This is a genomic window from Fodinicurvata fenggangensis DSM 21160 (assembly GCF_000686045.1).
GTDB classification, from domain to species: Bacteria; Pseudomonadota; Alphaproteobacteria; order Kiloniellales; family DSM-21159; genus Fodinicurvata; species Fodinicurvata fenggangensis.
Map to the genome: position 1 here is coordinate 133,222 of NZ_JMLV01000006.1, position 12,706 is coordinate 145,927.

The 12,706-nt window shown below is 65.8% G+C and carries 9 protein-coding genes and 1 tRNA gene; 4 read left to right on the plus strand and 6 right to left on the minus strand.

Going from position 1 to position 12,706, the window contains the following annotated elements; genetic code table 11:
• Positions 1–9: 9 nt before the first annotated feature.
• A complete protein-coding gene (locus BP38_RS0110360; RefSeq protein ID WP_026987663.1) occupies positions 10–336 on the plus strand; it encodes a hypothetical protein in 327 nt (108 codons plus the stop codon).
• 602 nt (positions 337–938) lie between these two features.
• Here the strand turns inward: BP38_RS0110360 and BP38_RS0110370 are convergent.
• Positions 939–1,015 (minus strand) — tRNA-Arg (locus BP38_RS0110370).
• A gap of 372 nt (positions 1,016–1,387) precedes the next feature.
• Here BP38_RS0110370 and BP38_RS0110375 point away from each other — a divergent pair.
• Together BP38_RS0110375 and gpt are read left to right on the plus strand one after the other, a co-directional pair.
• Complete coding sequence (locus BP38_RS0110375; RefSeq protein ID WP_026987665.1) at positions 1,388–2,470, plus strand: hypothetical protein; 1,083 nt, start codon at positions 1,388–1,390, stop codon at positions 2,468–2,470.
• 125 nt (positions 2,471–2,595) lie between these two features.
• Positions 2,596–3,072 (plus strand): xanthine phosphoribosyltransferase, encoded by a 477-nt coding sequence (gene gpt, locus BP38_RS0110380; RefSeq protein WP_026987666.1) that lies wholly within the window; start codon positions 2,596–2,598, stop codon positions 3,070–3,072.
• Positions 3,073–3,105: 33 nt separating this feature from the next.
• Here gpt and BP38_RS20165 read toward each other — a convergent pair whose 3' ends face one another.
• From BP38_RS20165 to dnaN, 4 genes are all read right to left on the minus strand, one after another.
• Positions 3,106–5,331: a transglycosylase domain-containing protein gene (locus BP38_RS20165; RefSeq protein ID WP_051609224.1), complete on the minus strand. Its 2,226-nt coding sequence runs from the start codon at positions 5,329–5,331 to the stop codon at positions 3,106–3,108.
• Between the two features lie 114 nt (positions 5,332–5,445).
• Positions 5,446–7,896, minus strand: a complete 2,451-nt coding sequence (gene gyrB, locus BP38_RS0110390) for a DNA topoisomerase (ATP-hydrolyzing) subunit B (protein ID WP_026987667.1) — start codon at positions 7,894–7,896, stop codon at positions 5,446–5,448.
• Positions 7,897–7,937: 41 nt separating this feature from the next.
• The gene (gene recF, locus BP38_RS0110395) at positions 7,938–9,185 is read right to left on the minus strand and encodes a DNA replication/repair protein RecF (RefSeq protein WP_245602382.1); all 1,248 of its coding nucleotides are present in this window, start codon (positions 9,183–9,185) and stop codon (positions 7,938–7,940) included.
• Positions 9,186–9,261: 76 nt separating this feature from the next.
• The gene (gene dnaN, locus BP38_RS0110400; RefSeq protein ID WP_026987669.1) at positions 9,262–10,380 is read right to left on the minus strand and encodes a DNA polymerase III subunit beta; all 1,119 of its coding nucleotides are present in this window, start codon (positions 10,378–10,380) and stop codon (positions 9,262–9,264) included.
• Positions 10,381–10,623: 243 nt separating this feature from the next.
• Between dnaN and BP38_RS0110405 the strand changes: the two genes are divergently transcribed.
• A complete protein-coding gene (locus BP38_RS0110405; protein WP_026987670.1) occupies positions 10,624–11,094 on the plus strand; it encodes a GFA family protein in 471 nt (156 codons plus the stop codon).
• A gap of 18 nt (positions 11,095–11,112) precedes the next feature.
• Here the strand turns inward: BP38_RS0110405 and dnaA are convergent, their stop codons facing one another.
• Positions 11,113–12,639, minus strand: a complete 1,527-nt coding sequence (dnaA, locus tag BP38_RS0110410) for a chromosomal replication initiator protein DnaA (RefSeq protein WP_081816596.1) — start codon at positions 12,637–12,639, stop codon at positions 11,113–11,115.
• Between the last annotated feature and the right edge of the window lie 67 nt (positions 12,640–12,706).

Here is a 12,706-nt window from a genome sequence, read left to right on the forward strand (position 1 = left end):
GAAAGTTCTATGAACATTCGTGAAACCGTGGTCGGCAACGTGGTCGCCAACGTGCGCCAGCATATAGAGAGATCAGGCAGCGTGCCGGAACAGATTGCCCTGCTGCGTTATAGCGTCCAGAGCGACCTGGATGACTACTGGCCTGAAATGGCCGGCCTGCCGCTGTCAGAGCATGAAGCCGCTTTGCTCGAGATCAAGGAACGGATTGAAGGCGAATGGGATATGTCAGTCGCCATCGTGAACTTCGATCACGAGCATTACGTCTACTGGCTGGATGGCGCGGCGGACAGCCAAGATATGCGGGTGCAGTATGCAGCCGAACATGCCGATGAGTGATCCCGGCTGAATTGTTACCGCCTTGCCCATCGGCAAGGAACTTTGCAGAGAAATAGAAGTGGTGCACTACTATGAGAGGACGACGCGAGAAACCGACACATCCGCCAACCGCCAGAGAGATAGTCGATCTCGCTGAACGGTTAGATAGGGATGCCATCAACTTGGAGCGCACAACCAGAGGGCTGCTGTGCCGCGTTGAGCCTGTAGAGGACTTAGAAAAAAGGTTTGTGCGAGACTGGAAGCCAGATCCAACAGAAAAACCTGCGACTGACCGACAGATACGGAATGCCTTGTTCGCGGCGGTAAACCGTATTGAGTGGGCTATGTCCGATATTAGACTGGCGGCAGCTACCTTAAGCGAAATAGCAGGCGACCTGGAAAGCCGAGGGCACTTGCAAGAGTGGATTAAGAGCAAGGACAAGGACCAATCTTCCTGATTCCAAACCTGCCCATTCACATCTTATGCAGCTCCGCCCTTCCCGGCGGGGCTTTTTTGTCTCCGCAAACAGGTTCAGCTTGGAGACACTGTGGAGACACTATGCAAAATCGTGTCTTAGCGGTTTTTCCCGCCGCCTTTATCTTGCTGATTTTCTTTGAGAAAATGGCGCGCCCGGGAAGATTCGAACTCCCAACCTCCTGATCCGTAGTCAGGTGCTCTATCCAGTTGAGCTACGGGCGCTTGCTGTCCGCTTGGTGTCTTGCGGGACGGTCCCGACCGGCCGCGTGCGGGCCTGTCGTCGTCGGGATGCGCGTGTCTAACAAAAGGACGGGGGCCGGACAAGCCGCTTGTTGAAGATTTTTTTGCAGCCCGCCCCGCCCCCACAACCCAGGGGTCGGTGACGCCGGAGGGTCACAGCCGGCCGCTTTCCTGCAGCATGCGGATTCAAAAGGGGAAATCAGTCTTGTTCCGCTTGACTCCATAAAGTACCATCAGCGCACCTTTCGGGGAGGCGTCCGCGCGTCCATCCCGTACTGCCGGGGTCGCAACAAGGCAGGCAGTCGTGTGCGGCGGACGGCAACAAAAGCCAGGGGTTCGGGGTTGAATTAAAACATGTCATTTTTCCAAGGTCGCATTATCGGCGCCGTCAGCGCGCTGTTCCTGATCGCCGGATGCACGACGCCAGGCGGCGATCCTGGATCACAAGCCGGAGGGGGCGGCGTCCAGAGTCCCCTGGTCCTGGGAACCGGGAGTTTCGAGCCGGAGGGCGTGCCCTCGTTCGAGTCCACCGGCACCGACGTGGGCCGCCGCGTCCAATCGCTGCGCGAGGACCTGGTCGATATCCAGGACCAGCTGCGCAGCGAGAACGAGACCCTGCAGGCGCAGCGGCAGCAATCGCGCCAGTCGGCACAGAGCTATCATGCCCTGAAAAGCGACATCAACGCGAAGCTGCAGGTGGGCACCACCCCCGGCAATCCACGCCTGGTCTCGCAATGGAACCAGGCCCAGAGCGAACTGGGCCAGGTGGACCAGAGCATCCAGCAGATGAATTCCCTGTCCAGCGAGGTGTCCTCCACCGCGTCCGAGACCGGTTACCTGCTGGATTCCATCCGCTCCACCTTCGGCCTGTCCGGCGCCGTGGACGCGGATCATGCCCAGCTGACGGTGCTGGAGGACGCGGCCAACCAGACCGCCGTCCTGGTGGACCGCCTGGACAGCGAGCTGACCGAGGACCTCCAGCGGCAGACGTCCTATCTGTCGACCGAGCGCTCCAACCTGAACGCCATGTCGGTGGCCATAGAGAACGGCGAGTCCACGGGCGTCAGCCTGTCGAACCGCATCTATGGCCAGGCAGCGCCCGCCGCCCCCGGCGGCGCAACCGGCCGCCTGGGCCAGGAGCGGCCGCTGGCCATCATCACCTTCCGGGACGAGAACACGCGCTACGAGCCCAAGCTCTACAACGCCGTGAACCAGGTGCTGGAACGCCGCCCCAACGCCGGCTTCGACGTGCTGGCCGTGGCGCCCCAGGGCAACAGCGAAGGCGAGACGTCGCTGGCCACCAACCGCACGCGGCGTGACGGCGAGCGCGTGCTGCGTTCCCTGGCCTCCATGGGCCTGCCGGCCGAGCGCCTGTCCCTGTCGGCCACCTCTTCGCCCATGGTCAGCAACGGCGAGGTCCACGTCTACGTGCGCTGAGAGGACCAGGTGCGCTGAAGGCACCGTCCCGACGCACAGGCCCATCTGCACAGCCCGCCCTTGCCTTGGCGGACGGATTGGCATAAGTCCCTGCCTCAAACTCGGCCAAGCAAGGAGGGTACGGCGTGAGCCCCAGCGATATTCCAGCCAAGACCTTTCCCGTTTCCTGGTGGGAACTGCACCGCGATGCCCGGGCACTGGCCTGGCGCCTGATGGGCAACGGCCCCTACGAGGGCATCGTCGCCATCACCCGCGGCGGCATGGTGCCCGCCGCCATCGTGGCCCGCGAGCTTGAGATCCGCCTGATCGACACGATCTGCATCGCCAGCTATGACGAGACGGTCCAGGGCGAGTTGAAGGTCCTGAAGGACGTTGAGGGCGACGGCGCCGGCTGGCTGATCATCGACGACCTGGTGGACACCGGAAAAACCGCGCGCGCCGTGCGCGACCGCCTGCCCAAGGCACATTTCGCCAGCATCTATGCCAAGCCCGAGGGGCGGCCGCTGGTGGACAGCTTCATCACCGAGGTCAGCCAGGACACCTGGATCCTGTTCCCCTGGGACACCGACATGCAGGCCGTGCCCCCGCTCATAAAGCGATAATCCACACCGGAAGAGTTCTGGCGAACGGCGGCGTCAGCGCCGCATGTTCTGTTCCCAGCGCTCCTGGTCTCGCTCGCGTACACGTTCGGAATTGCCGGTCGGCTCGCTGCCGGTCAGTCGGCCGATCAGGTTGTCCAGGAACCCGCCCACGGCCTCGGCCGGGCCGCTTCCGGACGCGCCTTCCGCCGCGGTATCGGGTTGGCTGCGCGCCACCACGGGCTCCGCGGCCCGCTTCAGCGGACGCGGCGGCTCTCCCTCCAGTGCGCGGGTGACAATGGCGTTCCACAGACGCGCCGGCAGGCCGCCGCCGGTCACGGACTTCATCACGGTGTTGTCGTCGTTGCCGACCCAGACACCGACCACCAGCTCGGCCGTGAAGCCCACGAACCAGGCATCGCGGGACTCCTGCGTGGTGCCGGTCTTGCCGCCGGCCGGGCGTCCCGGATCGGCCCCCTTGGAGGTGCCCCAGCCCACCGAGGCCTGAAAGACGTCCACCATGGCGGCCTGAACCGGCCCCGCGATCGCCTGCCCCGGCCCCTCACCCGAACGCTGGTAAAGCAGGGAACCGCCCCGGCCCGTCACCTTGCGCACACCATAGGGCCAGATCCCCCGCCCGCCGTTGGCAAAGGGCACATAGGCCGCCGTCAGGTCCAGCAGGCTGACCTCCGAGGTGCCCAGCGCCAGGCTGGGGTTCGGCTTCAGGTCGGAATCGATGCCCAGGCGTTCGGCCGCGTCCACCACCGACTCGGGACCGACCTCCATGATCAACTGCACCGCCACGGAGTTGAGCGAGCGGGCAAAGGCCTCGCGCAGCGTCACGTCGCCGTAATAGCGGTCACCATAGTTGCCGGGGTTCCAGGGCCCGCTGGGCAGGGAGACCTGGACCGGCGCGTCCCGCACGCGGCTGTCCGGGGCCAGGCCGTTCTCGAAGGCCGCCAGATAGACGAAGGGCTTGAAGGCCGAGCCGGGCTGCCGCCGCGCCTGGACCGCGCGGTTGAACTCGCTGCTGTCCCAGGAGCGCCCGCCCACCATGGCGCGGATCGCCCCGTCGTGGGACATGACCACCACCGCCGCCTGGGTAGCTCCCTTGGCCTCGCCCTCGGCCTTCAACAGGCGCTCGACCTCCTCTTCGGCGATGGTCTGGATCTTCGGGTCCAGCGTGGTGGAGATCTTCACGTCCTGGCTGAGCGGCCCGACGATATCGCCGATCTGAGAGGCCGCCCACCTGGCGAAATAGCGACCGGTCTTGCGCAGGTCCGGCGCGGCGGAACTGCCGTCCTCCAGCGCCTGCTCGGCCTCGGCCCGGCTGATGTAATCCGCATCCACCATGGCGTTCAGCACCTGGGCCGTGCGCTGGTGGGCCAGCTCGGGATTGTTGGTGGGACTGTAGCGCGAGGGCGCGCGCAGAAGGCCGGCGATCAGAGCCGCCTCGTAAAGCGTGACCTCGCGCGCCGACTTGTCGAAATAGCGCTGCGCCGCGGCATCCACACCATAGGTGCCGGCGCCGAAATAGACGCGATTCATGTAGAGCGCCAGGATCTGGTCCTTGGACAGCCGCCGTTCCAGCCAGAAGGACAGCAGCAATTCCTGCACCTTGCGCTTGAAGGTGCGCTCGTGGGACAGGAAGACGTTCTTGGCCAACTGCTGCGTGAGCGTGGAACCGCCCTGGACCACGCCCCATTCCATCAGGTTGACATAGGCCGCACGCATCAGGCCCAGGGGGTCCAGGCCGAAATGGTCATAGAAGCGGCGGTCCTCGATGGCCAGGACGGCCCGGGGCAGGTGCGGCGGCATCTGGCCGACAGACAGCGGCTCGCCGTAGACCTCGCCAAAGGCCGCCAGGGGCCGGTCGGTGACATCGACCACCTGGACGCTCGGCCGCCGTCCGGTGTCGGCAATCCGGCTGACATCGGGCAGGTCATAGGCGTAATAGACCAGGATACCGCCCAGGATCAGGATCCCCCAGACGGCCGCGACGGCCACGGCCGTGGCGCCGACCTTCAGCCAGCCCAGACGGCCATTGCCGCGCGAGGCGGACTTGCGTCCGCCACCTCCCCGGCGCCGGCCTCCATTTCCGCCCCGGCCGCCCGTGTTGCGCCCCCCGCCCTTTGCGGAGGTGCTGCGGCGGCTGGGCTTGGTCGCGGCTGGGCGTGCCGTGGTCTTGCGCTGGGCGCCGTCCTTGCCGCCGCGCTGGCTGCGCGTCCGGCGCTCGCCCTTCAATTCCCTGCCCGATTCGGAAGAGGTCCCGCGTTTCGTCATGAATCCTCTTTAGGACAGATTTGCGGGCAAGGCCAGAAAGGCCTTAAGGCAACTTCGTGGCAAACCGCTGTCCGGCAATGCCATAGCCAAACCCGGGGCTGTCCCGGCGCGGCCTCAGATGTCCAGGTTGGCGACCTGCAGGGCGTTGGTCTGGATGAAATCGCGGCGCGGCTCCACCTCGTCGCCCATCAGCGTCTCGAAGATCAGGCCGGCGTCCTCGGCGTGCGCCACCTTCACCTTCAGCAGCGAGCGCACCTCGGGGTCCAGCGTGGTCTCCCAGAGCTGGTTCGGGTTCATCTCGCCCAGGCCCTTGTAGCGGGCCACCGACACGCCCTTCTTGCCCCAGGCCAGCACGGCATCGGCCAGGGAAACCGGGCCATAGACCTTCTGCTCCTGGTCCTTTCCGGTCAGCACGCCGGGGGTCTTGTAGACCTCCCACAGCTCCTCGCGCATGCCCTTCAGCTGACGGCCCTCGCTGGAGGCCACCAGGGTCGCATCCAGGTGCCGCTTCTCGGGCACGCCGCGCAGTACGCGGGTGAAGACCAGCCCGCCGAAGCGGTCGCTCTCGCCGCTCCAGCCGCGCTCGTGTTCGGGCGCCAGGGTGTCCAGGCGTTCGGCGACAGTGGCGGCGATCTCGTTGGCCTTGTCCTCGTCTTCCAGGAGTTCGGGATCCAGCGCACCGGCAATGGCCGCCTGCTCGATCACTTCATAGGAGCCGACCTTGTAGACCATGGTCTCGATCTGGTGGCGCGCCTTGACCGCGCGGCGCACCAGGCGGGCCAGGTCCTCGCTGGCCAGCTGCGTGCCGTCGGCCAGGACCAGGGCGGTATGGTTCAGCGCGTTGCGGATCAGGTACTCCTCCATCTCGCGGTCGCCCTTCAGGTAGGTCATGGATTCCCCGCGCTTGGCGCGAAAGAGCGGCGGCTGGGCGATATAGAGATGACCGCCGTCCACCAGCTCGCGCATCTGCCGGAAGAAGAAGGTCAGCAACAGCGTGCGGATATGGCTGCCGTCCACGTCGGCGTCGGTCATGATGACGATCTTGTGATAGCGCAGCTTCGCGAGATTGAACTCCTCGGGTCCGATGCCGGTGCCCAGCGCGGTGATCAGGGTCCCGATCTCCTGGCTGCCCAGCATCTTGTCGAAACGCGCGCGCTCGACGTTCAGGATCTTGCCGCGCAGGGGCAGGATCGCCTGGAACTTGCGGTCGCGGCCCTGCTTGGCCGAGCCGCCGGCGGAATCGCCCTCGACGATGAACAGTTCGGACTTGGTGGGATCGCGCTCCTGGCAGTCGGCCAGCTTGCCGGGCAGCGAGGCCACATCCAGCACGCCCTTGCGCCGTGTCAGCTCGCGCGCCTTGCGCGCCGCTTCGCGGGCGCTGGCGGCCTCGACCACCTTGGTGACGATCTTCTTGGCCTCGGCGGGATGTTCCTCGAAGTACTGCTGCAGCTTGTCGTTGACCACGGACTCGACCACCGGCCGCACCTCGGAGGACACCAGCTTGTCCTTGGTCTGGCTGGAGAACTTGGGATCGGGCACCTTCACCGACAGCACGCAGGTCAGGCCCTCGCGCGCATCGTCACCGGTCAGGCTGACCTTCTCCTTCTTCAGCATGCCCGTCTCCTGGGCATAGGCATTGATCTGGCGGGTCAGAGCCGCGCGCAGGCCGGCCATGTGGGTGCCGCCGTCACGCTGGGGAATGTTGTTGGTGAAGCACAGCGTGGTCTCGTGATAGCTGTCGTTCCACTGCATCGCCAGCTCGACCGTGATGGCCTCGCGCTCGACGCTCATCTGCACCGGCTTCTCCAGCAGCGAGTGCCGGTTGCGGTCCAGATAGTGCACGAAGGCCTCGATCCCGCCATCATAATGCAGGTCCACCTCGACCTCTTCGGGGTGGCGCTTGTCCACCAGCTTGATGTGCACACCGGAGTTCAGGAAGGCCAGCTCGCGCAGGCGGTGTTCCAGGGCGCTGAAGTCGAACTCGATATGGGTGAAGGTCTCGGGCGAGGGCATGAAATCGATCTGGGTGCCGCGCTTGCCGTTGGCCGGGCCCACGACCGTCAGCGGCTCCATCGTATCGCCATGCTCGAAGCGCACGTAGTGTTCCTTGTCGTCGCGCCAGATGCGCATCTCCAGCCAGGAACTGAGCGCGTTCACCACCGAAACGCCGACGCCGTGCAGACCGCCGGAGACCTTGTAGGAGTTCTGGTCGAACTTCCCGCCGGCATGCAGCTGGGTCATGATCACCTCGGCGGCCGACACCCCCTCCTCGGAATGGATGTCGACGGGCACGCCGCGGCCGTTGTCGCTGACCGTCACCGAGCCGTCACCGTTCAACTGCACCAGCACCAGGTCGCAGTAGCCGGCCAGCGACTCGTCGATGGCGTTGTCCACCACCTCGTAGACCATGTGATGCAGGCCGGAGCCGTCATCGGTGTCGCCGATGTACATCCCCGGCCGCTTGCGCACGGCTTCCAGCCCGCGCAGCACCTTGATGGATTCCGCACCATAGTCGCCGTTCTCGCCGGCGGCTTCGGGGGTTTCGTTCACATCGGAAGTGGCCATGATCAAGTCTTCTTTGCCTATGATGAAATGGTTTCCGCGACTCACGCCTCGCGCAACACGAGGCCCTCGCGCAGATGAAAGCGCTGGACCTTCGGGCCCAGTGCCGAAAAGAGAGCACTGTCCGTGCCGCTCATCCAGGCCTGGACCCCCAGGTCCAGGATGCTGTCGTACAAGGCCGCGCGCAGGTCCGAATCCAGATGTGCCGCCACCTCGTCCAACAGCAGCAGCGGCCCGGATCCGCGTTCCAGCGCCAGCAGGCGCGTATGGGCCATGACCAGCGAGAGCAGCAGCGCCTTCTGTTCGCCCGTCGAGCAGAAGGCCGCCGGCATGTCGCGCTCCAGATCGCTCGCCGCCAGGTCGCTGCGATGGGCGCCATGGGCCGCCCCACCGGTTTCGGCGTCCTGTGCCCGGCTGTTCGCCAGGCTTTGCAGCAGGCGCTCCTCGACCTGCACGGCCGGCAGTTCGTCCATCCAGCTCTCGGCATCGCCCGCCAGCGCCAACCCCACGGCCGGAAAGGCTCCGTGCGTTTCCTGGCAGGCGGCCGACAGGCGCGCCACCAGCGAGCGTCGCGCCGCGGCAATGGCCACGGCCTTCTCGGCCATGGTGCGCTCGAGTCCGCCCAACCAGGCCGGGCCGCCGCGCTGCTCGCGCAGCAGGCGCGCGCGCTCGCGCATGGCATGTTCATAGGCCGCGATCCGGCCGGCATGGGCCGGGTCGAAGCCGTAAACCAAGCGATCCAGGAAGCGCCGCCGAGAGGCCGGTGATTCCTGGAAGATCCGGTCCATGTGCGGCGCCACCCAGACGGCCGAGACGACCTCGCCCAGTGCCTGCTGGCTTGAGACGAATTCCCCGTCCAGCTTCAGGAGCCGCCGCTCGCGCCCCGTTTCGTTCGCCGGGTCCAGGCCGGTGCCCAGCTCGCGCGGGCCCTCCGTCGTGTTGACCCGCGCCGCCACGGCCCAGGCCCCGCCGTGGTCCGGACTGTTGCCCGGCTGCCGCCGGTTCAGGTCACCCAGCCGTGCCCGGCGCAGGCCCCGCCCGGGCGCCAGCAGGGATATGGCTTCCAACAGGTTGGTCTTGCCACTGCCGTTTCCACCCAGCAGCACCACCGGACGCGCATCGCAACGCAATTCGCTCTGGGCGAAATTGCGGAAGCCGGTCACCGTCAGGCGCTCGAGCCAGAGGGCCTGGCTGCCTGCCGTTCCCTGCCCCGTCCGTCGGGTGCCCGTGCCTGGCGGAGCTGTGCGCTCGGGCCTTTCGCTCTGACTGTGAATCGCAGGGGTTCCCATCATCCAAGAGCCATTACGGGCGCTGTCGCGTGTCAGCCATAGCTAGAACCGGGGCCATAGCTAGAACCGGGACCATGCCCTAGACCCGCATCGGCATCAGCACATAGAGCGCGCTGGTGTCGGCCAGATCCCGCACGATCGTCGGCGAAGAGGAGTCCGCCAGCATGAACTCGGCGCCCTCGCCCTCGATCTGATGGGCGATGTCCAGCAGGTAGCGCGAGTTGAAACCGATCTCGATGGGCGGGCCGTCGTACTGGATGACCACCTCTTCCTCGGCGCTGCCGGCCTCGGGACTGGTCGCCGACAGGGTCAGCGCGCCGTCGCCCAGGGACAGCTTCACCGCGCGGCTCTTCTCGGTGGAGATGGTGGACACACGGTCCACAGCCGAGGCAAAGGTCTTGCAGTCCACCGACATGGCCTTGTCGTTGCCGCTGGGAATCACGCGCTCGTAATCCGGGAAGGTGCCGTCGATCAGCTTCGAGGTCAGAATGGTGTTGCCGAAGGTGAAGCGCACCCGGGTGTCGGACAGGGCGACCTCGATGCCGTCCTCGACCTCGTCAATCAGCTTGCGCAGCTCGTTCACCGTCTTGCGCGGCACGATCACGCCCGGCATGCCGGACGCGCCTTCGGGCAGCGGCATCTCGAAGCGCGCCAGGCGGTGACCGTCGGTGGCCACGGCGCGCAGGACCGGCAGGTCGCCGCTGCTGGCGGCATGGACATAGATGCCGTTCAGGTAATAGCGCGTCTCCTCGGTGGAGATGGCAAAGCGCGTGCGGTCGATCAGGTTCTTGGCCTCGCCGCCCTGAAGCGTGAAGACGTTGGGCAGGTCGGTCGGGCCGACCGCCGGGAAATCCTCACGCGGCAGGGTCGACAGCGTGAAGGTGGAGCGCCCGGCGCGCAGCCGCAACTGCCCGCCGTCGCCGGCCACGCTCAACTCGACCTCGCTGCCGTCGGGCAGCTTGCGCACAATGTCATACAGCGTGTGGGCCGAGACCGTGGTGGCGCCGGCTTCTTCTATGCTGGCGGCCGTCTGCTCGACGATGGTGAGATCCATGTCCGTGGCCGTCATGCCCAGCCGGCCGTCCTGTGCTTCCATCAGGACGTTGGAGAGGATCGGTATGGTGTTCCGCCGCTCGACGACAGACTGCACGTGGGCCAGCGAGCGAAGGAGGGCTGCGCGTTCAATTGTCAGCTTCATAGCGTCTCTGAATGACTAAACCGTTGGAAATACGGACAAAGCCCCCGGGAAGGACCTGGATCGGCGCCCGTTTGCGTTAAGGAACTCCGAAAGGGGCCCAAAGGCCCCCTTCGCATGTGGCCGCACTATAACACAGATGACCGATTCCGTAAGGAATTTCCCTGTCTTATTGTACGGGCACACCCCGATTGTTATGTCCCCTAGGATGGGGGGAAACGGATCATCCGGAAAGGGAGAAACATCATGCAGCTCGAAGGCTCCTGCCACTGCGGCGCCGTCACCTTTCAGGTGGACTCGCCGCACCCCTATCCCTACCAGCGCTGCTATTGCTCGATCTGCCGCAAGACGGCCGGAGGCGGCGGCTACGCCATCAACATCGGCGCCAAGGCCGACACGCTGCAGGTCACGGGCGCCGAGCACAAGCGCATATACCACGCCCGCCTCAACGGTTCGACAAGTTCGGGCGAGCGCCACTTCTGCGGCACCTGCGCCTCGGCGCTATGGGTCTATGACCCGGACTGGCCGGAGCTGGTTCATCCCTTCGCCTCGGCCATCGACACGGACCTGCCCGTGCCGCCGGAGCGCGTGCACCTGCTGCTGGACAGCAAGGCGAGCTGGGTGGACCCTGATGTGGGGAAGCACGACAAGTGCTTCGAGGGCTATCCCGAGGAAAGCCTGGCCGCGTGGCACGAACGCCTGGGGCTGGTGCGCTGAAACAGCCGGCGCGGTCCGTCAGCCTTCCAGCATGCGGCGCAGCATGTCCACGTCCTCGGCAAAGCCGTTGTCCGTGGCTTTCAGCTCCTCGACCTTGCGCACGGCATGCATGACGGTGGTGTGGTCGCGTCCACCGAACTTGCGGCCGATCTCGGGCAGCGAACGGGCCGTCATCTGCTTTGCCAGGTACATGGCCACCTGGCGCGGCCGGGCCACGGCCCGGGCGCGGCGCGCTGAGGACATGTCGGACACGCGTACGTTGTAGTGTTCGGCCACGCGCTTCTGGATCTCCTCGATGGTGACCCTGCGGTCGCTTGCGCGCAGCAGGTCCTGCAGCAACTCCTGGGTGGTTTCCAGGGTGACCGGGCGGCCGACCAGGGTGGCATGGGCGGCAATACGGTTCAGGGCCCCTTCCAGTTCGCGCACGTTGGACGAGACCTTGTGAGCCAGGAATTCCAGGACCTTGGGCGGAATCGGCGCATTCAGCTGTTCGGCCTTGGACTGCAGAATGCCCAGGCGCAGCTCGTAGGTGGTGGGGTGGATGTCGGCCACCAGCCCCCAGCCCAGGCGCGAGCGCATGCGCTCCTCGACCCCCTCCAGGTCCGAGGGTGACTTGTCGGCCGAGATGATCAGCTGGCGGTTGTTGTCCACCAGAGTGTTGAAGGTGTGGAAGAACTCCTCCTGGGTTGCCTCGCGCCCGCCGATGAACTGCACGTCATCGATCATCAGCACGTCCACCGAACGGAACTGGTCCTTGAAGGCCATGGTGTCCTTGGTGCGCAGGGCGCGCACGAACTGGTACATGAACTTCTCGGCCGACAGGTAGATGACCCGCCTTTCAGGCGTGCGCGTGCGAATCTGCCAGGCAATGGCATGCATCAGGTGAGTCTTGCCCAGGCCCACGCCGCCATAGAGGAACAGCGGATTGAAGGGCACGCCATCGGCCTCGGCCACGCGCTGGGCGGCGGCATAGGCCAGTTCGTTCGGCTTGCCGACCACGAAGTTGTCGAAGGTAAAGCGCGGGTCCAGCGGCGCCGAGATATCGCGGCAACGTTCGGCCTCGGAGTCGGCCGCAGACGCCAGGCCAACGGTGTTGGCGGAGGCCTCCCCGGCGGATACGGCGGACGCCGTATCCGAGCCGGCACCGTTCGCGCCGACAGAAGGCTCACCCGCATCGCTGCCGGGGCGCGAGGCCTTTTCCGGCGTCGCAGGCCGGGCCGGTGGCTGGACCACGATCTCGACATGGCGGACCTGGGAGAACTCCTCCATCCACAGGCCGCGCAGGCGGTCGGCATAGTTGCTGCTGACCCAGTCGCGCATGAAGCGCGAGGGAACGGACATCCGCGCCACGCCATCCTTCAGGCTGACCAGGGTCAGGGGCTTCAACCAACTCTTGAAAGCGGCTTCGCCCACCTCGGAACGCAGGCGCCCCCGCACACGTGCCCATTGTTCGGAATAATCATCAGCGGCAAGCCCGGCCTGATCTGCCCCGGCTTCCTCCTGAAGCCGTTCGGTCCCCTGCTTCGCCTCCAGACCTGCGCTCATCTGCACCTCGTTTCTCCCTGCGGCCAAATGACTGTCATTTCGACCAGTCGCCCCCAAAATCTCGAAA